Source organism: Arthrobacter bambusae, from assembly GCF_022606295.1.
Taxonomy (GTDB): domain Bacteria; phylum Actinomycetota; class Actinomycetes; order Actinomycetales; family Micrococcaceae; genus Arthrobacter; species Arthrobacter bambusae_A.
This window is the reverse complement of the sequence record NZ_JAHHZS010000003.1, coordinates 169526-193953: the sequence shown is the minus strand read 5'-3', so window position 1 is coordinate 193953 and position 24428 is coordinate 169526. Positions and strand designations below refer to the sequence as shown.

22 protein-coding genes and 1 tRNA gene are annotated in these 24428 nt (G+C 64.9%); 5 read left to right on the top strand and 18 right to left on the bottom strand.

What is annotated here, in order from left to right; translation table 11 throughout:
• Positions 1-23 precede the first annotated feature (23 nt).
• From ftsY to coaD, 7 genes are all read right to left on the bottom strand, one after another.
• Positions 24-1247 carry a signal recognition particle-docking protein FtsY gene (gene ftsY / locus KNN17_RS03455; protein ID WP_241707491.1) on the bottom strand — a complete coding sequence of 408 codons (1224 nt, stop codon included), beginning with the start codon at positions 1245-1247 and terminating at the stop codon, positions 24-26.
• 20 nt (positions 1248-1267) lie between these two features.
• Positions 1268-4861 carry a chromosome segregation protein SMC gene (gene smc / locus KNN17_RS03450; protein WP_241707490.1) on the bottom strand — a complete coding sequence of 1198 codons (3594 nt, stop codon included), beginning with the start codon at positions 4859-4861 and terminating at the stop codon, positions 1268-1270.
• A gap of 106 nt (positions 4862-4967) precedes the next feature.
• Positions 4968-5933, bottom strand: a complete 966-nt coding sequence (mutM, locus tag KNN17_RS03445; protein ID WP_078108599.1) for a bifunctional DNA-formamidopyrimidine glycosylase/DNA-(apurinic or apyrimidinic site) lyase — start codon at positions 5931-5933, stop codon at positions 4968-4970.
• 6 nt (positions 5934-5939) lie between these two features.
• Entirely contained in the window at positions 5940-6671 is a 732-nt protein-coding gene (rnc, locus tag KNN17_RS03440) for a ribonuclease III (protein ID WP_078108598.1), read from the bottom strand.
• Positions 6672-6693: 22 nt separating this feature from the next.
• On the bottom strand, positions 6694-6897 hold the full coding sequence (gene rpmF / locus KNN17_RS03435; protein ID WP_028264646.1) for a 50S ribosomal protein L32: 204 nt from the start codon (positions 6895-6897) through the stop codon (positions 6694-6696).
• Between the two features lie 32 nt (positions 6898-6929).
• Positions 6930-7457, bottom strand: a complete 528-nt coding sequence (locus KNN17_RS03430; protein ID WP_241707489.1) for a YceD family protein — start codon at positions 7455-7457, stop codon at positions 6930-6932.
• A gap of 146 nt (positions 7458-7603) precedes the next feature.
• Positions 7604-8089 (bottom strand): pantetheine-phosphate adenylyltransferase, encoded by a 486-nt coding sequence (gene coaD, locus KNN17_RS03425; RefSeq protein ID WP_059387664.1) that lies wholly within the window; start codon positions 8087-8089, stop codon positions 7604-7606.
• A gap of 46 nt (positions 8090-8135) precedes the next feature.
• On the opposite strand from coaD, the gene KNN17_RS03420 reads away from it, so the two are divergent.
• Entirely contained in the window at positions 8136-9425 is a 1290-nt protein-coding gene (locus tag KNN17_RS03420; protein ID WP_241707488.1) for an aminotransferase class I/II-fold pyridoxal phosphate-dependent enzyme, read from the top strand.
• 2 nt (positions 9426-9427) lie between these two features.
• Positions 9428-10216 carry a spermidine synthase gene (locus KNN17_RS03415; protein WP_139359739.1) on the top strand — a complete coding sequence of 263 codons (789 nt, stop codon included), beginning with the start codon at positions 9428-9430 and terminating at the stop codon, positions 10214-10216.
• 40 nt (positions 10217-10256) lie between these two features.
• On the opposite strand, the gene rsmD is transcribed toward KNN17_RS03415, so the two are convergent.
• The 4 genes from rsmD to thiL are packed head-to-tail and all read right to left on the bottom strand — an operon-like array spanning position 10257 to position 15217.
• The gene (rsmD, locus tag KNN17_RS03410) at positions 10257-10823 is read right to left on the bottom strand and encodes a 16S rRNA (guanine(966)-N(2))-methyltransferase RsmD (RefSeq protein ID WP_241707487.1); all 567 of its coding nucleotides are present in this window, start codon (positions 10821-10823) and stop codon (positions 10257-10259) included.
• A 51-nt stretch (positions 10824-10874) separates the two neighbouring features.
• Entirely contained in the window at positions 10875-13154 is a 2280-nt protein-coding gene (locus KNN17_RS03405) for an ATP-dependent DNA helicase RecG (RefSeq protein ID WP_241707486.1), read from the bottom strand.
• Entirely contained in the window at positions 13144-14181 is a 1038-nt protein-coding gene (locus KNN17_RS03400) for a DAK2 domain-containing protein (RefSeq protein ID WP_241707530.1), read from the bottom strand. Before KNN17_RS03400 ends, KNN17_RS03405 begins: the two co-directional genes overlap by 11 nt.
• A 22-nt stretch (positions 14182-14203) precedes the next feature.
• Positions 14204-15217 carry a thiamine-phosphate kinase gene (gene thiL, locus KNN17_RS03395; protein ID WP_241707485.1) on the bottom strand — a complete coding sequence of 338 codons (1014 nt, stop codon included), beginning with the start codon at positions 15215-15217 and terminating at the stop codon, positions 14204-14206.
• Positions 15218-15314: 97 nt separating this feature from the next.
• On the opposite strand from thiL, the gene KNN17_RS03390 reads away from it, so the two are divergent.
• Positions 15315-15830, top strand: a complete 516-nt coding sequence (locus tag KNN17_RS03390; RefSeq protein WP_241707484.1) for a DUF3515 family protein — start codon at positions 15315-15317, stop codon at positions 15828-15830.
• Between the two features lie 38 nt (positions 15831-15868).
• Here the strand turns inward: KNN17_RS03390 and KNN17_RS03385 are convergent, their stop codons facing one another.
• The 6 genes from KNN17_RS03385 to leuC form a co-directional block, all read right to left on the bottom strand.
• The gene (locus tag KNN17_RS03385) at positions 15869-16990 is read right to left on the bottom strand and encodes a D-alanine--D-alanine ligase family protein (RefSeq protein ID WP_078108626.1); all 1122 of its coding nucleotides are present in this window, start codon (positions 16988-16990) and stop codon (positions 15869-15871) included.
• A gap of 89 nt (positions 16991-17079) precedes the next feature.
• Complete coding sequence (locus KNN17_RS03380) at positions 17080-18132, bottom strand: NAD(P)H-dependent glycerol-3-phosphate dehydrogenase (protein ID WP_241707483.1); 1053 nt, start codon at positions 18130-18132, stop codon at positions 17080-17082.
• Entirely contained in the window at positions 18129-18905 is a 777-nt protein-coding gene (locus KNN17_RS03375; RefSeq protein WP_241707482.1) for a lysophospholipid acyltransferase family protein, read from the bottom strand. Before KNN17_RS03375 ends, KNN17_RS03380 begins: the two co-directional genes overlap by 4 nt.
• 11 nt (positions 18906-18916) lie before the next feature.
• On the bottom strand, positions 18917-20242 hold the full coding sequence (gene murA, locus KNN17_RS03370; RefSeq protein ID WP_059387657.1) for a UDP-N-acetylglucosamine 1-carboxyvinyltransferase: 1326 nt from the start codon (positions 20240-20242) through the stop codon (positions 18917-18919).
• Between the two features lie 351 nt (positions 20243-20593).
• Positions 20594-21196 carry a 3-isopropylmalate dehydratase small subunit gene (gene leuD, locus KNN17_RS03365; RefSeq protein ID WP_078108589.1) on the bottom strand — a complete coding sequence of 201 codons (603 nt, stop codon included), beginning with the start codon at positions 21194-21196 and terminating at the stop codon, positions 20594-20596.
• A gap of 10 nt (positions 21197-21206) precedes the next feature.
• Positions 21207-22661, bottom strand: coding sequence for a 3-isopropylmalate dehydratase large subunit (gene leuC, locus KNN17_RS03360; protein ID WP_241707481.1), 1455 nt, complete (start codon positions 22659-22661; stop codon positions 21207-21209).
• Positions 22662-22773: 112 nt separating this feature from the next.
• Here leuC and KNN17_RS03355 point away from each other — a divergent pair, with 112 nt between their 5' ends.
• Together KNN17_RS03355 and KNN17_RS03350 are read left to right on the top strand one after the other, a co-directional pair.
• Positions 22774-23493 carry an IclR family transcriptional regulator gene (locus KNN17_RS03355; protein WP_028264661.1) on the top strand — a complete coding sequence of 240 codons (720 nt, stop codon included), beginning with the start codon at positions 22774-22776 and terminating at the stop codon, positions 23491-23493.
• Positions 23494-23562: 69 nt separating this feature from the next.
• Positions 23563-24126 (top strand): DUF1697 domain-containing protein, encoded by a 564-nt coding sequence (locus KNN17_RS03350; RefSeq protein WP_241707480.1) that lies wholly within the window; start codon positions 23563-23565, stop codon positions 24124-24126.
• A gap of 194 nt (positions 24127-24320) precedes the next feature.
• Here the strand turns inward: KNN17_RS03350 and KNN17_RS03345 are convergent.
• Positions 24321-24396 (bottom strand) — tRNA-Glu (locus KNN17_RS03345).
• Positions 24397-24428: the final 32 nt, after the last annotated feature.

Genomic DNA, 24428 nt, shown 5'->3' with positions numbered 1-24428 from the left:
CGAGTTAGTTGGGCTGGAGGCGGCTAGTTGAGCAGCGCGTCGACGAAGGCTTCGGGCTCGAAGGGCGCGAGGTCGTCCGGGCCCTCGCCGAGGCCGACCAGCTTGACCGGAACGCCGAGGGCCCGTTGGATCGCGACGACGATCCCGCCCTTCGCGGTGCCGTCGAGCTTCGTGAGCACGATTCCCGTGATGTTGACTACCTCGGAAAAGACCTTGGCCTGGTTCAGTCCGTTCTGGCCGGTGGTCGCGTCCAGTACCAGAAGGACTTCGTCCACTTCGGCCAGCTTCTCGATGACGCGCTTGACCTTGCTGAGCTCGTCCATGAGGCCGACCTTGTTCTGCAAGCGACCGGCGGTGTCGATCATCACGACGTCGACTTCCTGCTCGATGCCGGACTTGACGGCTTCGTAGGCGACGGAGGCCGGGTCCGCGCCGACGACGTGCGACCTGACGGTTGCGACGCCGACCCGCTGGCCCCACGTGGCGAGCTGCTCCGCGGCCGCGGCGCGGAAGGTATCCGCTGCGCCCAGCAGGACGTCCTTGTCTTCGGCCACGAGAACACGCGCCAGCTTGCCGACGGTGGTGGTCTTGCCCACCCCGTTGACGCCGACGACGATCATGATGGCCGGGTGGGCTCCCTTGCGTTCCACGTTCAAACTGCGGTCCATCGTGGGGTCCACCAACTTGATGAGTTCCTCGCGCAGGAGGGCCTTGACGTCCTCCGGGCTGCGTGTGCCCTGGACCTTGACCCGTGCACGGAGGGCATCGACCAGCTGCATGGTGGGCTCGGTGCCGAGGTCGGCGAGGAGCAGTGTTTCTTCGACTTCGTCCCAGACGTTTTCGTCGATCTTGTCGCTCGACAGCAGGGCCAGGAGACCCTTGCCGAGAATGCTGTTGGATTTGACCAGTCGCGCGCGAAGCCGGTTGAGGCGGCCCTCGACAGGCGCGGGGGTCTCCACCTGGATAAGCTCCAGGCCGGCTGCGTCGTCCGGAACGTCGGTCCCTGGTACGGCAAGGTCGGCAGGTTCGAGGACGGGAGCGGGCGCCGTGCGGTCCGGCGCGGCCCCGGGGGCGTCGTCGACGATCGTTCCGCCGCCTGCCGCCGCCTTGTCAGCGGGGTCGTTGGCGTCGCGCGTTCCAGCGTAAGTCGAGGAGGACTTCCGCGCCTTGAGCAGGACAGGAATCAGCCCTCCGACCACCACGATGGCAGCGACAATGGACAAAATAATGGGGAGGAGATCGTTCACTCCCCTAGCTTCTCACAAAGCTAGACCTCGGCACCGAGCCTCTGGCTGATGACGGTGGACACGCCGTCGCCCCGCATTGTCACTCCGTAGAGGGCGTCCGCGACTTCCATGGTCCGCTTCTGGTGCGTAATGACAATCAATTGGCTGGACTCCCGCAGCTCTTCGAAAATCGTGATGAGCCTGCCCAGGTTCGTGTCGTCCAGTGCGGCTTCCACTTCGTCCATGACGTAGAAAGGCGAAGGCCGCGCCTTGAAAATTGCCACGAGCAAGGCGACGGCTGTCAGCGACCGTTCGCCGCCGGAAAGCAGGGACAATCGCTTGATCTTCTTGCCCGCGGGCCGTGCCTCCACCTCGATGCCGGTGGTCAGCATGTCGTCGGGGTCCGTCAGCACCAATTTGCCTTCCCCGCCGGGGAAGAGCCGGGCAAAGACGTGGTCGAACTGCTTGGAGGTATCGGCGAAGGCCTCGGCGAAGACCTGCTGGACGCGGTTGTCCACTTCCTTGATGATGTCCAGGAGGTCTTTGCGGCTCGACTTGAGGTCTTCCAACTGCGTGCTCAGGAATTGGTGCCGTTCCTCGAGTGCCGCAAATTCCTCAAGCGCCAACGGGTTCACCTTGCCAAGGGCTGCGAGGTCCCGTTCGGCCCTGCGGAGCCGTTTCTCCTGCTCGGCACGGACAAAGGGAACACCCTCCACGATGGCGTTCCCGTCCTCGTCCACGGGCGCCCGGAGTTCGGCCCACTTGTCGACCGAAGCCGCCGGCACGGGAACCGGCTGCTCCGGACCGAAATCGGCCACGAGTTGTTCCGCTGACAGGCCGAGCTCCTCAATGGCGCGCGTTTCCAAAGCTTCAATCCGGAGCCTTTGCTGGGCCCGGGCGAGTTCGTCGCGGTGGACCGAATCCGTCAGCCCGGCCAGTTCCTGGGCCAATTTCTCGTTGCTGCTCCGGACATCAACGAGTTCCTTTTCGAGCTGCTCCCGGACGCCCTCGGCGACATCGCGGTCGCGGGCTGCCAGGTCCACTGAAACGTCAACGAACCGTATGGCCTGTTCGACGGCGGAAGCGACGGCAGAGGCCCGCTCGGCTTGCGCTTTGCGGCGCATTGCCCGGCGCGCCGCCTCCTCGCGAGCCCGCCGTTCGCTCGCTGCAGCCCGTTCGAGGGATGCAGCCCGGTTGCTGGTTGCGGCCAGCTGTTCCTCGGCGCTCCGCAACCCGAGCCTGACTTCCATCTCACGGGCCCGGGCATCACTGGCGGCCCTGGCCAAGGCATCGCGGTGCTCCGTGGAAGGCTCTTCCTCCTGCGGGGCCTCTTGTGCCGCGGCCAGCCGCTCGGCCGCAAGCTCAAGGGATTCCTCTGCCACGGCGATGTTCAGTTCGGCCTTGGCCAGGGACTCGGCCATTCGATCGCGTTCCGCGACGGCGCTGCGTAATTGGGAATTCAAATGGCCAAGCCGTTCCGCGACGGCAGCCAGGCGGGCATCCGAATCGTGAAGTTTGTCGAGCGCCGCGTTCGCACGTTCCTGGGCATCGGCACGGCGGGCTTCGGCTCCAGCCAGGGCGAACCTGCCCCGTTCAAGACGGGTGGTGAGCTCCAGGAGCCGGGTGTCGGCGTCGTCCACTGCGGCCTGGACCTCAAGAAGGGACGGCGCCGTGGCCGATCCGCCGTCCACCGTCAGGGCCCTGAAGACGTCGCCTTCGAGGGTCACCGCGGTAAGCTCCGGGTTGCCGGCAATGAGGCTTGCCGCCGCGCGCAAGTCCTCGACGACGGCGGTGCGCGCCAGGAGGGTCAGCGCACCAACCGCTTCCGTAGCGTCCGTCGCCACCAGCTCGGCGGCCCAGCGCACACCGTCGGGCAGCGTCGGCAATTCCTGCTGGCCGGACCCTGTATCCGCGGCGCTTACCGCGCCTGCCACCAAAAGCGACGCACGCCCGGCGTCGGCGTCCTTCAACAGCTGCATCGCGGCGACGGCCCCCGGGCCGTCGGCCACCACGACCGCGTCCGAAGCACTGCCAAGCGCTGCGGCAACGGCGGTCTCGTACCCGGGCTCCACCGTCACGAGGGAAGCAAGCGAACCCAGGATGCCGGGGTGGTCCGAGGACAGAAGACGCGAAGAGCCATCCTTGCGGTTGAGGCCAAGCTGCAGTGCATCACGGCGGGCGGTGAGCGCATCGCGTTCGCGGACTTCGTCGCGCTCGGCAGCTTTCAACGCTTCGATCTCGGCGTTGATTTCGTCAAGAAGGGCGCTTGCGTCCTCGTATTCGGCGTCGAGGCTTTCTTCGCCGTCTTCAACGCCGGCCACTTGGGACTCAAGGGCCGTGAACTCGCTTTGCGCGTGGCGACGCCGCTCTTCACCGGCTGCCAGCGAGTCCCTGAGCCTGCCCCGCTCAGCCTCGGCCGCTTCGGCCCGGGAGCGTGCGGCAGCCAACTGGCCGACGAGTTTCGCGAGGCCCTCACGGCGATCGGCTGCCGCCCGCAGCACTGCTGTCAGGCGTTTGTCCTCGGCCGCGGCCAGGTGCTCGGCTTCCTGTTTGGCTGCCGTGGCCTCGAGGAGCCCCGCTTGCTTCGCCAGGATGTCGTGCTCCAGCTCCGACTGTTCCTGCCGGACCCGGGCTGCCTGCCGGTCCAGGTGGTCCGGGTCGCGGCCTGAATCCGGGGCAACATCGGAGGCACCGAGGAGGCGGCGGCGTTCGGTAGCGAGTGATCCGAGGGCGCGAAGCCGGTCCCTCGCAGCGGACAGCTGGTACCAGTTGTCCCTGGCGGCGTTGAGCCTGGGTGTGGCCTCAGCCGCGAGTTGCTCAAGGCGGATCTGGCGTTGGCGGCCTGCGCCGAGCTCCGATTCGACTACCTCGCGGCGCTCTTTCAACGCGGCTTCGTCGGCCACGTCTTTCTCCAGCGCCCGGGTGAGCTGGACAAGATCATCGGCCAACAGCCTGGATTTCGCGTCGCGGACATCGAACTGCACGGTCTGGGCGCGGCGGGCGACTTCGGCCTGTTTGCCCAGCGGCGTCAGTTGACGGCGGATTTCCGCCGTGAGGTCGCCAAGGCGCTGCAGGTTCGCCTGCATGGCCTCCAGCTTGCGGACGGTCTTTTCCTTGCGACGCCGGTGCTTGAGGATGCCGGCGGCTTCCTCAATGAATCCCCTGCGGTCCTCGGGTGTGGCGTGCAGGACACGGTCCAGCTGCCCCTGCCCCACGATCACATGCATTTCCCGGCCGAGCCCTGAATCGGAGAGCAGTTCCTGGATGTCCAGGAGGCGGCATGGCGCGCCGTTGATGGCGTACTCGGAGCCGCCGGTCCGGAACAGTGTGCGGGAAATGGTGACTTCGCTGTATTCGATCGGCAGGGCGCCGTCGGCGTTGTCGATCGTCAGCGCAACGTGCGCCCTGCCCAGGGGCGGCCGCCCCGAGGTGCCGGCGAAGATGACGTCTTCCATTTTGCCGCCGCGCAAGGTCTTGGCGCCTTGTTCGCCCATGACCCACGCCAGCGCGTCAACCACATTGGACTTGCCCGAACCGTTGGGGCCGACAACGGCGGTGACGCCCGGCTCGAAGTCGAACGTCGTGGCCGACGCGAACGACTTGAATCCCCGGACAGTCAAACTTTTCAGATGCAAGGTGTTTCGGATCACTTTCAATGGCGGCAGTGGCTGCTTTACGGCCTAAATCTACTGCCCGACGGCGGAAATCCGCGGATTTGCGGGGCAAACCCGCGAATCCTTGCTACCAGCGGCCGTTGCGCGGCTTCGGCTGGCAGATCGGGCACGTGTACGAGGAGCGGTTCATGAATTGCTCGCGTTTGATGACACCCGGAAGTCCGGCTGCGGAACAACGCCTGCACGGCTCGCCCGCCCGGCCATAGGCATCCAGGGACCGGGCGAAATATCCCGAAGCTCCGTTGACATTGACGTAGAGCGAATCGAAGCTCGTCCCGCCGGCGGCGAGGGCGTCGCTCATGACGTCCTTGGCGGCGTCGACGAGCCTCAGCGCATCGGCCCGCTTGAGGGTATCTGTCGGCTTGGCGTAGTGGAGCCTGGCCCGCCAGAGGGATTCATCGGCGTAGATGTTGCCTATACCGGAGATGACACCCTGGTCCAACAAGGCCCGCTTGAGCCCGGTCTTGCGGGATTTGACCTTGCGGTAGAAGTCGTCAAAGGAAAAGTGCGGATCCAAAGGATCGCGGGCGATGTGCGAGGCTTCTTCGGCAATTTCCGGAAGGGGCGTCTCGCCCTGGCCGCCGGGACCGCCGTCGGGCGTCGGTACAAGCGAGGTGACAAAGAGTCCGCCGAAGATCCGCTGGTCCACAAACCGCAGCTGCTCAGGCATGCCGTCCGCACTGCTGAGGCGGAGGCGGACTTTGAGGTGCTTCTCATCGGGAACCCCGGGATCCTGCATGAGGAGCTGCCCGCTCATGCCGAGGTGCGCCATCAGCGCGACTCCGGGGAGCGCTTCGGGGGTACTTGCTGTGCCGCCGGGTTCCTCGGTCCGCAGGGGCATCCACAGGAACTTGCCGCGGCGGACGACGTCCAAAACCGTGGAGTTCTCAAGGTTGCCGATAAAGTCTTCCGTGCCCAACGCGTGGCGGCGGATGGAGCGGGGGTCCAGGACCTCCACCGCAGTGATGGTCCGGCCGCGCACCCAACGTGCCAGGCCGCGGCGGACCACTTCGACTTCGGGCAGTTCCGGCATGTGGAATCAGGCGCTGTGCGCAGGATCAGCCGGAGCGTCGGCTTTGCTGTTCAGCGTGACCTTGCTGTTCAGCGTGCGCCACGCGTCTGCGGCGGCTTCCTGCTCGGCTTCCTTCTTGGAGTGGCCGGCGCCTTTGCCGTAGGCGGTGCCGCCGATCTGGAGGACGGCTTCGAAGGTGCGGGCGTGGTCCGGACCGGAGCCTTCGACGGCATAGTAGATGGACCCGAGCTGACGGCTGGCGGCAAGCTCCTGCATGCTGGTCTTCCAGTCGGTGCCGGCCCCAAGGGCCGCGGCGTCCTTGAGCAAGGGACCAACGAGCCGCATGACGAGCTGCCGGGCGGTCTCAATGTCGTTGGAAAGATAGGTGGCGCCGATGAGCGCTTCCATGGTGTCGGCAAGAATTGACGATTTGTTCTTACCGTCGGTGAGCCTCTCGCCCTGCCCGAGGTAGATGAATTCGCCGATGCCGAGATCCCGGCCGATACCTGCGAGGGCGCGGGTGCTGACGACGGCGGAGCGTCGCTTCGCCAGTTCGCCTTCCGGGAGTGCAGGGTTGTCGCGGTACAGCGAATCGGTCACGGAAAAGCCCAGGATGGAGTCGCCCAGGAATTCGAGGCGCTCATTGGTGGGAATCCCGCCGTTTTCATACGCGTATGAACGATGTGTCAGAGCAAGACGAAGCGTCTCGGCGTCAATGGAGACACCGAGACGCTTCAGAAGCTCTTCAGTTGAAGACATCCTTGTCAGCCTTGTGGCGGATTTAGACGTCTGCGACCTTGCGGCCCTTGTATTCAAGGAACAGCGCAGTCCCGGCGGAGTCGGTGACGACCTTTGCCTGGTGCGGCAGGCTGTAAACAACCTGGCCGTTTTCGATGGTCTTGACCAAGTTGGGGGCAGTTGCCTTCCACTGGGCACGGCGGGCGCGTGTATTTGCGCGAGACATTTTCCGCTTGGGAACAGCCACGGCTATCTCATTTCTCTTTTAGTCAGCACTTACTAATCAGTTTGCCGGTCGGTCTTAGCCAGTTCAGCTAGGGCAGCCCAGCGAGGATCCAGGTCCTCGTGGTGGTGCCCCGGCTCGTCTTCCAGACGCACTCCGCATATTGAGCAGAGGCCCTGGCAGTCTTCCCGGCACACCGGCTGGAACGGCAGCATGGTTACAACCGCGTCCCGCAACACCGGTTCAAGATCGATTAGATCGTGCTCGACTCGACGTTGCTCTTCATCGTCTTCTTCGTCCGAAAGCTCCACGCCCTCATAGAAGAAAAGTTCTTGCACATTGACCTCAAGGTCATACGCAAGGGGATCCAGGCATCGTCCGCATTCGCCCTTGACTTCAGCGAATACGGTTCCAGATACCAGAATTCCTTCGTGTACGGCCTCAAGCCTCAGGTCGAGCTCGATATCCGAGCCTTCCTGAACGCCAATGAGTGCCACGCCAAGGTCCCTTGGCGCGGGTACATGTTCCGTGAGCGTCCGCATGCTTCCTGGACTACGTCCGAGGTCCTTGACGTCCAGCGTCAAAGGCGAACTTGCATCTCGCTTAATGAGAACTCCTGTAGAACATATGACCGACGTACCATCTTAGCCTGAACGCGTGAACGGACTCAAACCGGGTCAATTGCAACGCGTTCTGCCCGAGGTACCGATCCAGCTTACCCGTTGTGCGGCTACTCCGCAGCCGACCCGCCAGCGAGGAGCCTCCTGAGCACCGATTTGGGCACGAAATCGGAGACATCACCGCCAAGGAGGGAGATTTCCTTGATGAGCGTGGACGACAAGTGCAGGTAGTGGGCCTCCGCCGGAAGGAAGACAGTCTCGACGCCGGACAACTGGCGGTTCATGGTGGCCATGGGAAGTTCGTAGTCAAAATCCGAGGACGAACGCAGGCCCTTCACAATCGCCGAAATTCCCCGGTGCCTGCAGTATTCGGCGAGCAGTCCCTCACCCATGGGCTCCACGATGATCCCCCGCAAGGAAGCCAGTGTCTCCCGGGCCATGTCCATGCGCTCTTCCAGGCTGAAGCGGTACTTCTTGGCGTAGTTGGTGGACACCGCAACGACGACTTCATCGAACAAGCCGGCGGCCCTCGCGATGACTTCCAAATGTCCGTTGTGGATGGGGTCGAAGGAGCCAGGGCACACAGCGCGTCTCATGGTTCGAACCTACCCCATCCGGGGCCGCAGGCACTATGGCGATACCATGGCTGGAACGGCGGGCCGGAGGAGCCGGAAGCCAGCACCCCAGGAAGGCAGCCCCACAGTGACGAGCCCGGCCTCTCTCAGCCAGAACACGTCCGCCGCGCCTTGGCAGCGAGCCGCCAGCGGAGCCAACCTGCTTTCGGCCGACGGCAGCCTCGGAGTGACCATCTTCGAAGAAATGACCACCCTGGCACTGTCCACCGGCGCCATCAACCTGGGCCAGGGATTCCCGGACGAGGACGGCCCCGCGGAGATCAAGGCAGCGGCCCAAGCCGCGATTACGGCGGGAGCCAACCAATACGCGCCCGGCAAAGGCATCCCAGAACTCCGCGAAGCCGTCGCTGCACACCAGGAACGCTTCTACGGACTCACCCCGGACCCGCAGACCGAGGTCATCGTGACCACCGGGGCCACTGAAGCCATCGCCGCGTCACTGCTCGCATTCATCGAACCGGGCGACGAGGTCCTCACCTTCGAGCCCTTCTACGACTCCTACGGCGCCATCATCGGGCTTGCCGGGGCCAAGCACGTGACCGCTCCCCTGCTGGCACCGGAGTTCCTTCCGGACATCGATGCCATGGAATCGGCATTCAGTGAACGCACCAAGGTTGTCCTCCTCAACAACCCGCACAATCCCACGGGCGCGGTCTTCCCTCGCGAGGTGCTGGAACGCGTCGTCGAGCTCGCCCGGAAATACGACGCCGTGATCCTCAGCGACGAAGTCTACGAGCACCTCACCTTCGGCGTGCAGCACCTTCCGATCGCCGGCATCCCCGGAGCGGCCGAGCGAAGCGTCACGATTTCCTCGGCCGGCAAGACCTTCTCTTTCACCGGTTGGAAGATCGGATGGCTCAGCGGACCTGCCCATCTGGTAGCGGCGATCCGCACCGTCAAACAATTCCTCAGCTACAGTTCCGGCACCCCCTTCCAAAGTGCGATTGCTGTAGGCCTCGCCTTGCCCGATGAGTTCTACGCCGGCATCGCGTCCGCCCTCCAGCACAAGCGGGACATCCTGGCCGAGGGACTACGGGCCGCCGGCTTCGGCGTCTACACTCCGCAGGGAACATACTTCATCAACGTGGACACCGCGCCCCTCGGTATCAGCGACTCCGTGGACCTGGCACGAAGGCTGCCGGAGCTCGTCGGAGTGGCGGCCATTCCCGTTCCGGTGTTTTGCCACCCGGAAGGCGCGGAGAGGACGCGCAGCCTGCTCCGATTCGCGTTCTGCAAGAAGACCGAAGTACTGGAAGAAGCCGCCGCCAGACTGGCCACCCTGCGGGACAAGCTTTGACCATGTCCGCCGGGCAAATCCACGAGGGGCGGCGTTTCCTCCGGACCACCGGCCAACATGCCGCGATCGAAACCGACACCTTGATCGACGGCGCCTACATCCTGCGCATCGGCGACGCAGAACAATCCCATGTCAATCTCGCGGAACCGGCGGAAATCTTCTACGAGTACCTCCGCAGGATCGGCCATGTGGTGGATCTCGCAGCGCCAGCCGGGCAAGCCATCACCGCCCTGCACCTCGGAGCGGGGGCCTTGACCCTGGCCCGCTACATCGAGGCGACGAGGCCCGGTTCGGAACAGCACGCCGTCGAGCTCGAACGTGAATTGCTCGACTTCGTGCTGCAGAAGTTGCCCATGCCCGACGGCACCCGTTTGGAGACCCATATCGGCGACGCGCGGGAAGCCCTCGCCGAGCTGCCCGCGGAACTCGAGTTCGACGTCGTGATCCTGGACATCTTCTCCGGTCCGGAGGCTCCTGCGCATATCGCCTGCCAGGAGTTCTACGAAGAGGCCGCGGCGCGGCTCCGGCCCGAGGGAGTGCTCATCGTCAACGTCGGCGACGAAGCGGCCCTGACCCTGGTACGCAGCCAGGTCGCCGCGATGCGCAGGGCGCTGCCCGACGTTGCTGCGTTCGCCGAAAGCGGCATGTTCGCCGGCCGCTACCCCGGCAACATCATCCTGGTGGGAACGCGCCGGCCCTGGCCCGCCGAGTGGACAGCGGAACTCCTGGCCCGGGGGCCGCACCCGGCAGCCGTGCTGAGCGGAGTGGAGTTGGACCGGATTTCCAGCTAGCGCCGCCTATCGGGCCAGCGACGGACCTGTGGGCACTGCGCTAGACGGGTTCGGCGAACCAGAGCTTGGTTTCGCCGTACTTCTTGTCGGCAAACCGTTCCAAGGTGTCCGGCCAGTCCGGTTCCGGAGACCGTGAGGAACGCTCGACGACGACCACCGCACCTTCATCAAGGTGGAAGGCGAGCTTGGCGAGGACTGCCTTCAGGGAAGGTTCATCCAAGGGATAGGGCGGATCCAGGAACACGAGGTCCCAGAGGACGTCATCCGCCGCGCGTTCCAGGAAGGACTCCACTTTGGAACGGGTGACGGAGACAATCCTGCGTCCCAGGACCTGGTTGGCCATGTTTGCGTTCCGCTGGCAGACCTCGGAGGCGCGTGCATCAGATTCCACGAGTTCGGCAGAGCGCGCGCCCCGGCTGGCACTTTCGATGCCGAGCGAACCCGAACCCGCATAAAGATCCAGAACCCGGGCATCGTCGATGGCGTCGAGCGCCTCGAGCCGCGAGAACAAGGCTTCCTTGACGCGGTCCGTCGTGGGCCTGGTGGCGTTTCCGGGGACGCTGACCAGCGGGTTGCCACCGACCACGCCGGCAATGATCCTGCTCATCGGCCAACCCCTGGGGCTGCGCACACCGCGGTGCCTTCCGGAATGGACTCCTTAGCCGCGTTCAAGGAACGCCTCCTTTTCGGGGTTCAGATATTCGTCAATTGCGGCGGCCAGGGCCTGCTGGCCCTCGAGCCCGGGATCGTTGGCAACGAGCCCCTGGGCATCCGTGCGGGCGCGGGCGATCACGTCCTCATGCTCCAGGACCCGCAACAGTTTAAGCGTGGAGCGCCCGCCGGATTGCGAGGCGCCGAGGATGTCTCCCTCGCGCCGCAGCTTGAGGTCTTCCTGGGAAAGTTCGAAGCCGTCGGTAGTGGACGCTACGGCGTCAAGGCGCCTGCGGCTGGGGTGGCCGGGTTCGAGCGTCGTGACCAGCAGGCATGTGCCCGGAAGACCGCCGCGGCCCACCCTCCCGCGGAGCTGGTGGAGTTGGGAAATGCCGAAGCGGTCGGCATCAAGGATCACCATCAGCGTGGCGTTGTGGACGTCCACGCCCACCTCGATGACGGTGGTGGACACCAGCAACTGGGTCTGGTTGGCGGTGAACGAGGCCATGGTTTCGGACTTGAGCGCCGAATCCTGCCGTCCGTGAAGGGGCTCCACCCGGACGCCGCGCAGGACCGGCTCCTGGCCGAGAGTTTCGACGACGGCGGTCACCGAAGCGAGCTCGCGCGCCGGGCCTTCGTCCGAAAGTCCGGCGTCGCTTGGTTCCGCTTCGCCCGGGCTGAAGTCGCCGTCGTCGTCGTCTCCGATCTTGGGACAAACAACGTACACCTGGTGACCGGCGTCGATTTCTTCCCGCGAGCGTTTCCAGATCCTGGCCGCCCAGCCCGGATTCTCCGCGAGTCCGACGACGTGGGTGGAGATGGGTGCCCGGCCCGCTGGAAGTTCGTCGAGCACGGACGTCTCAAGGTCGCCGAAGACGGTCATGGCAACCGTGCGCGGGATCGGGGTGGCAGTCATCACCAGCAGGTGCGGCGGCCGGTTGGCCTTGGCCCGCAGGGCGTCGCGCTGCTCCACCCCGAAGCGGTGCTGCTCATCCACCACAATCAGGCCGAGGTCCTGGAATGAGGTTTTGTCGCTCAACAGTGCGTGGGTGCCGATCACGATGCCGGCGTTGCCCGAGGCCGCGTCCAGCATGGCCTGCTTACGGGCAGCCGTCGGCATGGAGCCAGTCAGCAAGGCGACCTGGACCGACCCGGGGCCGCTCCCCGCCCCGCCGTCCAACGATCCGGCGCCACCCAGCATCCCGGCGCCACCGAACAACCCGTCGCGCGCCAGCGGGCCCAGGGTCCTCCGAATGGAATCGAAGTGCTGGGCCGCGAGGACCTCCGTGGGTGCCAGCAGTGCAGCCTGTCCGCCGGCGTCCACCACTTGCAGCATGGCCCGCAAGGCCACGATCGTTTTTCCGGAACCGACCTCGCCCTGCAGCAGGCGGTTCATGGGCGAGTCCTGTGCCAGCTCGTGGGAAAGCGTCTTTCCCACGGCGGCCTGGCCGGCAGTCAGCGTGAACGGAAGCTGCCGGTCGAAGGCGGCAAGGAGCCCTTCGGGCAACGGCCGCCGGGCGGTGGCCTCCTCGGCAGCCAACTGGGCCCGGCGCCGCGCCAGCGCAGCCTGCAGAACGAGTGCCTCTTGGTAGCGGAAACGGTCACGGGCGCGCTGCCAGTCCGCTGCCGTTTCCGGGGAATGGATCAGCCGGTACGCCTCCCCCACCGCCAGGAACTTCTCCCGGGACGCGATTTCGGCAGGCAGCGGATCCTCGATGCCGTCCACGTCGATGGTGTCCAGCAGCGTCGTGATGACCTTGTGGATGGACCAACTGGTGAGTTTCGCGGTGGCTGGATAAACGGGAATGGGCATGGCAGCCAGCTTTTCCGGATCGACGGAACCGCCCAGCTCCGGGTCCTCGTCGAGGAGCATGAAGTCCGGATTGGTCATGCCCAGGGATCCGCCGTAGCGGCTCACCTTGCCTGAGAACATCACGCGGCGCCCCGGCTGCAGCTCGCTGCGGGCGCGGAAGCCGTTGAAGAAACTGATCTTCAATGTTCCGGGGACCTGTTCGCCGCTGGCCTCGTCCGTGACCACGACGTCCGTCAACGATCCCCGGCGTGCCCGCATTTGCCGGGTTGAGTTGGACAGAACCCTGGCAATGAGGGTGGCCTCTTCATCCAACGGCAGTTTACTGATGGGCGTCAGTTCCCCACGGTTCAAGTAACGGCGGGGAAAGTAGTTCAGCAGCTCCCCGACAGTGTCCAGGCCAAGGTGCTTCCCGATGACGGACGCGGAGCGTTTGCCGATCCGCCGCTCGAGGGGAAGGTGGAGCTCAGTATTCATGCCCGTGCTGGCCCGCCGGAAGCCCTGGGTCGCGCGGCATCGAGAGCTGGCTGACGGAGATGTCGGTGGGGTCGCCGAGTGAGCGGATGACGGCCACAGCGGCTTCAGCGTCCGGAACGTGAACGTGCACGCGCCAGCGGTAGCTGGCTTCCGCAGCGTCCTCATCGTCATCGTCGTCGTCCCCGGCACCGTTCGATCCCGACGGGTTGCTCGCGCTGCCCACTTGGCTCATGATGACGGAGTCGCCGAGTTCGTCCAATCGCTGACGGAGCGTGGCAGCGGACAATGGTGAAAGGCTGATGGTGCACATGACTTCGACGCCGTCGTCGGCAGGCATCCCGGCGTGGATATGCGGATCCTGCAGGTCATAGCCGTGCAGCCCGTCCAGGAGCTCATCCTGGAGTTCCTCGCCGAGCACGGCCGAACGGAGGCAGTCCAGGATCAGCAACATGCCCACCCCGCCCGCGTCCACTACCCGGGCGGCGTGCAGCGTGGCGAGTTGGTCCTCGGTTTGCACCACCGCATCCAGCGCGGCGTTGACGGCGGCGTCGAGGGCCAGGCCGAGCGCCTGGTTGCTGTCATCCCCGTTGTGCGCGGTATCGCACTCGCCGGCTGCCCTCGCGGCAGCTTCGAGGACGGAAAGCATGGTGCCCGGTACAGGCTCGCTCAAGGCCGACCAAGCCCGGATCTGGGCCCGGTTCAAGGCGGCGGCAAGCAGCGGCGCACTAAGGCGCGTGTGCCCTGCCAGCGGCTCGGCCAGTGCGCACAAGAAGACGGCAAAGAGTGTCCCGGAGTTCCCCCGGGCCTGTTCCATGGCCGCCCGCCCCGCCGCGGCCAGAACGACGCCGACGTCGTTGACCGGCTCGTCCGCGGTGGAACGATCAGAGAAAGCTGCGGCAGCGGCACGGACGGTGAGGTAGAGGTTGGTTCCGGTGTCGCCATCTGCCACCGGGAAGATGTTGATGGCGTTGAGACGGTCGCTGTGGTTCCCGAGCGTCGTCTCAGCTTTGCCAAGCCACCGCTTCATGGCGTGCGTATTGGCGGCAATCTTAGTCTGCAAAGTGATCCCATCCCGCGGTGTCAGCGGGCATTCCCGCTATCCGGACGCCGCTGTGCTGTCCTTCGGCAACGGCCTGGATCGAGCCTATCGCAGTGAAGCCGGAAGGTAGCTGAACATTTGCTGGAAATGTCGCCAGCAGTCCATGGTCCTCTCCGCCACCCAGGACCCATTCCATGGGATCGAGGCCAAGGGGAGCCGAGGCGGCTTCCAAGGGAGTGGCGAGGGCCTTGAGCGCGATGGGGTCGAGGTCGAGGACGACGCCGCTGGCTACGGCGAGGCGGCCGGCGTCGCGCAGGAGCCCGTCCGAGACATCCATCATGGCGGTTGCGCCTGCCTTGGCACCCAGCGGTCCTGCGGCGAGGGGCGGCTGCGGCCGGCACTGGCTGTCCATGAGTGCGCGCTGGGCAGCGTTCAGCTGGCCCACGGGTATGGTGCTTTCGAGGAGGGCAAGTCCCGCGGCAGCTCGTCCAACAGTTCCGGCAAGGGCCAGGGTGTCACCGGGACGGGCCCCGGAGCGGAGGACGGCGGGCAGCCCATGCATCGTCCCGACGACGGCAACGGTCACCGCGATTTCGCGGCCACGGCCGAGGTCTCCCCCGGCGACTGAACAATCGGGTGCCCCCAGTCCGACGATGCCGGCCGTCAGGCCATCGGCGAAGTCCTCGACCCACAGGACCGGAGTTCCGGGCGGCATGGTCAGGCTGACGACGAGGGATACGGCAGTGCCGCCCATCGCGTTGATGTCGCTGAGATTCTGTGCCGCCGACTTCCAGCCGACGTCATACCCGGTGGTCCGGTATCCGTTGTTCCATTCCAGCCGGAAGTCCTGGTCCTGGGTCTGGGTGTCGATGGAAATCAGGGTCCGGCCATCCGGGGCAGCGACGACGGCGGCGTCGTCGCCCGGCCCGAGCAGCACGCTGCTGCTGTGCTTCAGGCGCGGAAAGATGCGTGCGAGGAGCTCCCCTTCGGAGAGCTCACCGACAGTCTGTTGTTCTATGGACACAGCTCTACGCTATCGCGAACCGCCGACATCAAAGGGCTGTCCGTTGGCGCCCGTTGCTCCGATCCTCGGTTTGCCGCAGCCGCGATAGGCTTGATCAATGCAACAAACGAAAGCCGCTGTGTACGTTCGCGTCCTCTGTTCATTGACAGCCGCGGCGGTTTCGGTCCTCAGCCTTGCAGCCTGCTCCCCCGTGGTCGACGTCCAGCCCGCGGCCGATGCCGCGAATGCCGCCTGCGCGCCCATGATGGTGGCGCTCCCGGACACGATCGGCGATGCCGCGCTGCGGAAGACCAATAGCCAGGCCACGGCGGCATGGGGCGACCCGTCGGTGCTGATTCTGCGTTGCGGGGTCAATGTGCCCGGCCCCACCACGGACCGCTGCGTCACCGTGAACGACGTCGACTGGGTCATCAAGGAAGGCAACCCGGCATGGACCCTGACCACCTATGGTCGCGAGCCCGCCACGGAGATCCTCATGGACCCGAACAAGATCAGCTCCGCCACGGTCCTTGCGGACCTTGCACCGGCGGCGTCGAAGATCAAGGCCGTCCGCAAGTGCGTCGGCCAGCCTGAGCTGCTGCAGAACCTGCCCACCGGCGCCCCCGGCAAGTAGCAGGCGTGCCGCAGCAGGCTGTCAGCGACAGCCTTCTGTCAGCGCAGGCCGGTTTTGCGGTTGAGCGCCAGGTAGATGAGCTCGTCGATCAACTCGGCGTAGCCAAGCCCGGAGGCCGCCCACATTTGCGGATACATGCTCTTCGGGGTGAATCCGGGCATCGTATTGATTTCGTTGATGATGAGTTCGCCGTCCGGCGTGTAGAAAAAGTCCACGCGGCTGAGGCCTTCTGCACCGACAGCGTCGAAGGCAGCCGCAGCGAGTTCACGGACGCGTGCAATGGCCTCGGCGGGAATATCGGCCGGGCAGCTCAGGGCTGCGGCGCCGTCCTCCACATATTTGGCGTTGAAGTCGTAGAACTCGTGTTCGCCTGGAGCTACGGCGATCTCCCCGGGCATGGAGGTTCGCGGGACCGCGGTGCCTCGTCCTTCCAGGACGGCGCACTCGATTTCGCGGCCCACAATGCCGGCCTCGATCACGAGCTTGAGGTCGTGCCTCCGTGCCTCGTCGATGGCGGCATCCAATCCGTCCATCGAGTCAACCTTGGAGATCCCCATCGAGGAACCGGCCCGGGCGGGCTTCACGAACACGGGAAAGCCGAGGCGGTCAACACGCTTGCGCACGGCTTCGGCGTCGTTGATCCAATCACGGTCAGTGACTGCGACATACGGTCCCACCGTAAGGCCGGCGGCCTCGAAAACGACCTTCATGAAATGCTTGTCCATGCCGACGGCGGATGCCAGCACTCCGGCTCCCACATAGCGGGTGTCGGAAAGCTCCAAAAGACCCTGGATGGTGCCGTCCTCGCCCCAGGGCCCGTGCAGGAGCGGAAACACGACGTCCACGGAACCAAGTTCCTCAGGCACTGCGTTCGGCGCCGTGACGATCAATTGGTGGGCTCCACCCACCTCGGCGAGGGTGACGGTCTTCCCCGAAGGAGGCACCTCAGGCAAGGCCGTTGCGCTCAGCGACCACTGGCTGATGTCAGCGGAGGGGATCACCCACTGGCCCGACTTGGCAATCCCGATGGGGACGACGTCGTACTTGTCTTTGTCGATGGCGCCCATGACGCCGGCCGCCGTCACGCAACTGACTGCGTGTTCGCTGGACCGACCGCCAAAGAGCACGGCGACGCGGGGCCGCCGGTGAGCGGCCGGCATCGCCGACTCGGCAGTTCCGGTGGACTCGGCAGTTCCGGTGGAAGCGGCAGTCTCGGCAGTTCCGGCAGACAGGGATTCTTCGGTCACAGTCAGTAATCGCCTTCGGACTTCAGGGAGCGGGCCAGGAGTCTGGGCCCAAGTTCATCAACGGACAGTTTGCCTTCGAGGACGGCTACCACGGCCGCGGTGATCGGCATGTCGACGCCGAGTTTTCCAGCTAGTTCGTAGACAGCGTACCCGGATTTGATGCCTTCCGCCGTCTGGGTCATGCGCTCGGTGACCTGTTCCAGCGTCAAACCTTCGCCGAGCAAGCGTCCTGCCGTATGGTTCCTGGACAAGGGCGAAGAGCAGGTGGCAACCAGGTCTCCGAGCCCGGCGAGGCCAGCAATGGTGCGTGCCTCGCCACCGAGGGCAAGCGCCAACCGGGAGGTTTCCGCAAGGCCGCGAGTGATCACGGACGCCTTGGTATTGTCGCCCATTTGCTTGCCTTCGCAGATGCCGACGGCGAGGGCGATCACGTTTTTCACGATTCCCCCGATTTCGACGCCGATCACGTCGTTGCTCGTGTAGGGGCGGAAGTACGGCGCGGTGCAGTAGAGCGCGAATGATGCAGCCGTTGCTTCGTCGCTGCATGCCACCACGGAGGCCGTGGGTTCCCGGCGCGCGATCTCCATTGCCAGGTTGGGGCCTGAAACGACGGCGACCCGTTCCTGCGGAATGTCGAGTTCCTCGGAAATCACTTGGCTCATGCGGGAATCGGTACCGAGTTCAAGGCCCTTCATGAGGGAAACGACCACGGCGCCGGGAGCCACGAGTGGTTTCCATTTGCGCAGTTGAAGCCGAAGCGACTGCGCCGGCACGGCCAGAATCACGAGCCCGGCGCCCGCAAGGACCTCGGCCACATCCGTGGAGGCCGTGATGGAATCGGGCAGCGCAATGTCCTTCAAGTACTGGGCGTTACGGTGCTCCGTGTTGATCTGGGCAACCACTTCGTCCCGCCGGCCCCAAATCCGGATGATCCGCTCCGCACCGGTGGCTATCGCAGCATCCGCCAGGACTTTCGCGAACGTGGTACCCCAGGATCCCGCGCCAAGCACGGCGACAACACCGTTATCGCCTATGAGTTCTTCCCCGGAGGTCACTTCTGTCCGTCCGTGCCATCGGCGCCCGAGGTTCCTTCAGTCGCTTGGAAGCGACCGTGCTTCGACTGGTTGTGGGCGGCAGGGTCCCAGCGTTCCTTGGGCGGTTCTTCCCCGCGCAAGGTTGCAAGGAGCTCCGTGATGGCGTCCATGACGACGTCCGTAGCCTCAACCAGGGTGGCCCGATCCAGCGGTCGGCCTTCGAAAGCGCTGAGATCAACCGGATCGCCGACCAGGATGCGGGAAGTCTTCCGTGGGAAGACATGCAGGCGCTTGGCGTAACGGGGGAACACCTCTTGGGCACCCCAATGGGCGATGGGAACCACGGGAGCACCGGTCTGGAGCGCCAGGCGCGCCGCTCCCGTGTGACCCTTCATCGGCCACAAATCAGGATCGCGCGTCAGCGTGCCCTCAGGGTAAATGATGATGGCACCGCCGGCATCCACCACTTCCTGGGCGGCTTGCAACGAACGGTTCGCCCCCGCCGTCGAGCGCTCCACGGGTATCTGGTTCGCAGCGCGCAAAAGGCTACCCAGGACGGGGACCTTGAAGAGGCCGGATTTCGCGAGGAAATGCGGTGGACGCTTCATGTTGTAGAGCATGTGCCCCACCACAATCGGGTCGATTTCGGTGCAGTGGTTCGGGGCCGCAATGAAGCCACCCGCGGGGAGCTTTTCGGTCCCCTCCCACTTCTTTGCCATGAGGATGTTCATGAGCGGTCGCGCAACTCCCGCAAGAACAGCGAACATGGCACGGCTCTGGGCCGATTCCTTCAAGGTATCCCCCGTTACTTGGATTCGGTGAGGTCGAAATCGGCGCCCAGCCCGGCAAGTTTTTCAGTGAAACGCTCGTAGCCGCGGTTGATGATGTCGATCCCGGTCACCCTGGACGTACCGGTCGCGGCAAGCGCCGCAATAAGGTGGCTGAATCCGCCACGGAGGTCGGGAATGTCAATGTCGGTGCCCCGCAGCGGAGTAGGTCCCGAGACGACGGCGGAATGCAGGAAATTGCGCTGGCCGAAGCGGCATGGCACGCTTCCAAGGCATTCGCGGTGGACCTGGATGGTTGCGCCCATGCGGGTCAGCGCGTCGGTGAAGCCGAAACGGTTCTCGTACACGGTTTCGTGGACGATCGATACGCCTTCAGCCTGCGTCAAGGCGACCACGAGTGGTTGTTGCCAATCGGTCATGAAGCCCGGGTGCACGTCCGTTTCAAGGACGAGGGGGCTCAGCTTTCCGCCGGGGTGGTAGAAACGGATGCCGTCCTCGCGGATGTCCATGCCGCCGCCCACCTTGCGGTAGGTGTTGAGGAAAGTCATCATGTCCCGCTGGGAAGCACCTTCAACAAAGATGTCTCCACGCGTCACCAAGGCGGCGGAAGCCCACGACGCCGATTCATTGCGGTCTGCCAGGGCGCGGTGGTCGTAGCCGCCCAGGTCGCGGACGCCCTCGATCCGGATGGTGCGATCGGTCTGGACGCTGATGATGGCGCCCATCTTCTGGAGCACCGCGATGAGGTCGATGATTTCCGGTTCGGTGGCGGCACCGCTGAGTTCGGTGATGCCCTCTGCCCGCGTGGCGCTCAGCAGGACTTGCTCCGTAGCTCCCACCGACGGGTACGGGAGGGAGATCTTCGCGCCATGGAGGCCCTTGGGAGCGGAGATGTGGATGCCGCCCGGGCGCTTTTCGACGACGGCGCCAAACTGGCGGAGCACGTTCAAGTGGTAGTCGATCGGCCGGTCGCCGATCTTGCAGCCGCCGAGATCGGGAATGAATGCTTCGCCGATGGCATGGATCAACGGACCGCACAGCAGGATCGGGATGCGGGAGTCGCCGGCGTGTGCGTCGATAGCGGTGCTGGACGCAGTCTTCGCATTCTTGGGGTCCAGAGTGAGATCGCCGGTGACGGGATCCTTCTGGACAGTCACGCCATGAAGCTGCAACAGGCTGGTGACGACCTCCACGTCCTTGATCTCCGGAACGTTCCTCAACACCGAGGGTTCATTGCCGAGGAGGGAAGCCACCATGGCCTTGGGAACAAGGTTCTTGGCACCTCTGACGGTGACGCGGCCGGTCAAGGGGACGCCGCCGCGGATTGTCAGAACACTACTCATCTATACCGGTTTCCTCACGAGTTGATGCCCCCACACTTACGAAGGCTCCAGCTAAGCATAAAAGCTGACGTTACCGATTCGAAATGGAGGGGCGTGGCGAAGGCGGGTTTGCTGGTGCTGAAGGGGACGGAATCGGCATTGCATGGCGGACTTTTCCACATACGACGACGGCGGGCTGGCCTTTCCGCGACGCGGGGTCACTTAGGGCCCATGCTGCCGCGCGGCATGGGCCCTAAGTGACCCCGCGTTCGTGCCCGGCGAACCGGAGTGCCACGCACACGAAAAGGACCGGCGCACCCGTTCCTTCGGGTGCGCCGGTCCTTTCACGGCGCAGAAGCTCGTTGATGCGAGCTACTGGATTCGCGCAGGGAGGGTTTTCGGCTTGAAGGAAGGCCTCGTGGCCTCGTAGGCCGTGATGTCTTCCTCGTGCTGCAGCGTCAGCCCGATGTCATCCAGGCCCTCGAGGAGGCGCCAACGGGTGTAGTCATCGATCTCGAAGGGTGCCACGACGTTACCGCACTCAACCGTCTTGGACACGAGGTCCACCTTGACTTCGGTGCCGGGCGCGTTTTCGAGGACCTTCCAGATGAGCTCGATGTCGTCCTGGGCAAGCTCGGCCGCCAAGAGCCCTTGCTTTCCCGAGTTGCCGCGGAAAATATCCGCGAACCGGGAAGACAATACAGCTTTGAACCCGTAGTCCTTCAATGCCCAGACCGCGTGCTCGCGGGACGAACCGGTACCGAAATCGGGTCCCGCCACAAGCACGGAGCCGGCGTTGAAGGGTTCCTGGTTCAGGATGAAGGACGGGTCTTTGCGCCACGCCGAGAACAGGGCGTCTTCGAAACCGGTACGCGTGATCCGCTTCAGGTAGACCGCTGGAATGATCTGGTCGGTGTCAACATTGCTCTGGCGCAGCGGGACACCGATGCCGGTGTGGGTGGTGAACTTTTCCATGGGGATCCTCCTAGGCGGCGTCGGTGGTGGTGGATGCGGAAACAGAGGCGGGCTCCAGGTCCGAAGGCGAGCTCAGCGTTCCGCGTACTGCCGTGGCTGCGGCGACGACCGGCGAAACCAGGTGGGTGCGGCCGCCCTTGCCCTGGCGTCCTTCGAAGTTGCGGTTCGAGGTGGACGCGCAGCGCTCCCCCGGTTCCAGCTGGTCTGGATTCATGCCCAGGCACATGGAGCAGCCGGCGAAGCGCCATTCAGCGCCGAATTCCTTGAACACCTTGTCCAGGCCCTCGGCTTCGGCTTCCAGGCGGACACGAGCCGAACCGGGAACCACCAGCATCCGGACCTTCGGGTCCTTTTCCCGTCCGCGGATGACGTCGGCCGCGGCACGGAGGTCCTCGATGCGGGAGTTGGTGCAGGAGCCCAGGAAGACCGTGTCCACCCGGATGTCCTTCATGGGCGTGCCGGCTTCGAGACCCATATACTGCAGGGCCCGTTCCGCGGCCAGCTTGGCGTTCTCGTCACCGAAGTCCGCGGGGAAGGGCACGGCTTCGTTGAGCGAAATCCCCTGGCCCGGGTTGGTCCCCCAGGTCACGAACGGCTCCAAGGTATCGGCGTCGAGGTCCACCTCGACATCGAAAGCGGCGTCATCGTCAGTGTGCAGCGTGTTCCAGTATTCGACGGCGGCATCCCACTCCTCGCCCTGCGGAGCGTGCGGGCGGCCGTACATGAAGTCGTACGTCGTCTGGTCCGGAGCCACCAGTCCGGCGCGGGCGCCAGCCTCGATGGACATGTTGCAGATGGTCATGCGGGCATCCATGGAGAGGGCCCGGATGGCCGAGCCGCGGTACTCGAGGACGTAGCCCTGGCCGCCGCCGGTGCCGATCTTCGCGATGACTGCCAGGATGATGTCCTTTGCCGACACGCCTGGGCGCAGGGTGCCTTCGACGTTGATGGCCATGGTCTTGAACGGCTTGAGGGACAGCGTCTGGGTGGCCATGACGTGTTCCACCTCGGAGGTGCCGATGCCCATCGCGAGCGCCCCGAAGGCACCGTGGGTCGAGGTGTGCGAATCGCCGCAGACAACCGTCATGCCGGGCTGGGTGAGGCCCAGCTGCGGGCCGACAACATGCACAATGCCCTGCTCGGCGTCGCCGAGTGAGTGCAGGCGGACTCCGAACTCCTTGCAGTTGTTGCGCAGGGTCTGGATCTGCGTCCGGCTGGTCAGGTCGGCGATCGGCTTGTCGATGTCCAGGGTCGGCGTGTTGTGGTCTTCCGTGGCGATGGTGAGGTCGGGCCGGCGCAGGGGGCGTCCGGCGAGGCGCAAGCCCTCGAACGCCTGCGGGGAGGTCACCTCATGCACGAGGTGCAGGTCGATGAACAGAAGATCGGGCTGGGCGTTGGCTCCTTCGCCTTCGCCCTTGCGCACCACGTGCGCATCCCAAACTTTCTCGGCCAGTGTCTTTCCCACGGCCTGCTCCCTTCACTGCGGTTGGCTTGACTACTTCCACTGAACATCAGCGATCCGAACTGCGCCAGTGAAACAACTTGCATCTCAGATATTGAGACGGCAATATCATTACATGGACAATTCTAGTGGAGTCGGCGTCATCGATAAAGCAGCCCAAGTGCTCGACGCACTTGAGGCGGGGCCAACCACCTTGGCTCAACTTGTGGCAGCAACGGGACTGGCCCGCCCCACCGTGCACCGGCTGGCGCTGGCGCTCGTCCACCACCGCCTTGTGAGCCGCGATATCCAAGGACGCTTCGTCCTCGGCAGCCGCCTTGTCGAGCTTGCCTCGGCAGCCGGCGAAGACCGGCTCATCGCTTCCGCCGGCCCTGTCCTGATCCAATTGAGGGACGCCACGGGCGAAAGCGCCCAGATCTTCCGCCGCCAGGGCGACTGGCGTGTCTGCGTCGCTTCGGCGGAACGCCCGATCGGCCTGCGCGACACCATTCCCGTGGGCACCCAGCTCTCCATGAAGGCCGGCTCCGCCGCCCAGATCCTGTTGGCGTGGGAAGACCACGACCGCCTCTTGGACGGACTCCAGAACGCCCGCTTTACGCCCACCGTCCTGGCGGGAGTACGACGCCGGGGCTGGGCCCAGAGCCTCGGCGAACGCGAGCCTGGCGTCGCCTCGGTGTCCGCACCCGTGCGCGGCCCTTCCGGCCGCGTCATTGCCGCGGTATCCATCTCCGGCCCCATCGAGCGCCTGACCCGTCAGCCGGGAAGACTCCACGCCGAAGTCGTCTGCAACGCCGCCCGGGTATTGACCGAAGCCCTGCGTAAAAACAACGACTAGCCGCGTCCCGATTCCCGACTGCCTCGCCGTGGCGCCCCTCTCGTCGAGGGGCGCAGGTAGGGTAGGCGCATGAACAGCTTTGCCGTGTTCCTGCGCGGGATCAACGTGGGCGGGATCAACATCAAAATGGCCGACCTCAAAGCGGCCCTCGCGGCGTATCCCTTCAATGACGTCAAGACCCTGCTGGCCAGTGGCAACGCGGTACTCAAGAGCGAGCTCGACGCCGCGGGAGTCAAGGAGCAGTTTGAGAAGTGCCTGAGGGAAGCCTTTGGCTACGACGCCTGGGTGGTGGTCCTGACCGCCGAAAGGGTCGCCGAACTAGTCGAAGCCTGCCCCTACCCGGCCGACGACAAAGCCACGCACAGCTACATCACCCTCGCCTCTGACACTGCCATGTTGGATGAACTATTCGACGCCGGCACGGCTCTCGGGGCACCAGGGCACGGCGGCGTCGAGCATGTCCGGCTGGGTCCCGAGGCCTCGGCATGGCTCGCCCCGGCGGGAGGCACCCTGGATAGCCCCTTCAGCAAGCTCGCCGCCAAGGCGCGTTATAAAGCGAGCACCACCACCCGGAACCTGCGCACGCTCATCAAAGTCAGGGACGCCGCGGAAGCCCTCCAAAAGACCACCTGAGCGCCACCCGTACGGCGTTCCCTCTTTTGAGCCGGAAAAGCGTTTGCGACACGGCGAATCGCGGCACCCCTGGACTTTCGCGCAGCAAGCAAGGGGAGAGCAGCAAGCAAGGGGAGAAAGGTACGGCGTCCGACGTTCCATCCAACCGAGACAAAGAAAAATCCCCCGGAACCTGTTGGTTCCGGGGGATTCATTGGTGACCCCAGCGGGATTCGAACCCGCGTTACCGCCGTGAGAGGGCAGCGTACTAGGCCGCTATACGATGGGGCCTTGCACTGTGTTTTACCACTTTGTGAATTCCG

Coding starts and splice junctions, on each gene's coding strand:
- KNN17_RS03385 (WP_078108626.1), bottom strand. CDS start 16,990: ATGCCGGCCGCTCACCGGCGGCCCCGCGTCGCCGTGCTCTTTGGCGGT.
- rnc (WP_078108598.1), bottom strand. CDS start 6,671: ATGTCTTCAACTGAAGAGCTTCTGAAGCGTCTCGGTGTCTCCATTGAC.
- coaD (WP_059387664.1), bottom strand. CDS start 8,089: ATGAGACGCGCTGTGTGCCCTGGCTCCTTCGACCCCATCCACAACGGA.
- rsmD (WP_241707487.1), bottom strand. CDS start 10,823: ATGAGCAGGATCATTGCCGGCGTGGTCGGTGGCAACCCGCTGGTCAGC.
- KNN17_RS03420 (WP_241707488.1), top strand. CDS start 8,136: ATGGCTGGAACGGCGGGCCGGAGGAGCCGGAAGCCAGCACCCCAGGAA.
- KNN17_RS03405 (WP_241707486.1), bottom strand. CDS start 13,154: ATGAATACTGAGCTCCACCTTCCCCTCGAGCGGCGGATCGGCAAACGC.
- mutM (WP_078108599.1), bottom strand. CDS start 5,933: ATGCCGGAACTGCCCGAAGTCGAAGTGGTCCGCCGCGGCCTGGCACGT.
- leuD (WP_078108589.1), bottom strand. CDS start 21,196: ATGGAAAAGTTCACCACCCACACCGGCATCGGTGTCCCGCTGCGCCAG.
- murA (WP_059387657.1), bottom strand. CDS start 20,242: ATGAGTAGTGTTCTGACAATCCGCGGCGGCGTCCCCTTGACCGGCCGC.
- KNN17_RS03390 (WP_241707484.1), top strand. CDS start 15,315: ATGCAACAAACGAAAGCCGCTGTGTACGTTCGCGTCCTCTGTTCATTG.
- KNN17_RS03355 (WP_028264661.1), top strand. CDS start 22,774: ATGGACAATTCTAGTGGAGTCGGCGTCATCGATAAAGCAGCCCAAGTG.
- KNN17_RS03350 (WP_241707480.1), top strand. CDS start 23,563: ATGAACAGCTTTGCCGTGTTCCTGCGCGGGATCAACGTGGGCGGGATC.
- KNN17_RS03400 (WP_241707530.1), bottom strand. CDS start 14,181: ATGAAGCGGTGGCTTGGCAAAGCTGAGACGACGCTCGGGAACCACAGC.
- KNN17_RS03415 (WP_139359739.1), top strand. CDS start 9,428: ATGTCCGCCGGGCAAATCCACGAGGGGCGGCGTTTCCTCCGGACCACC.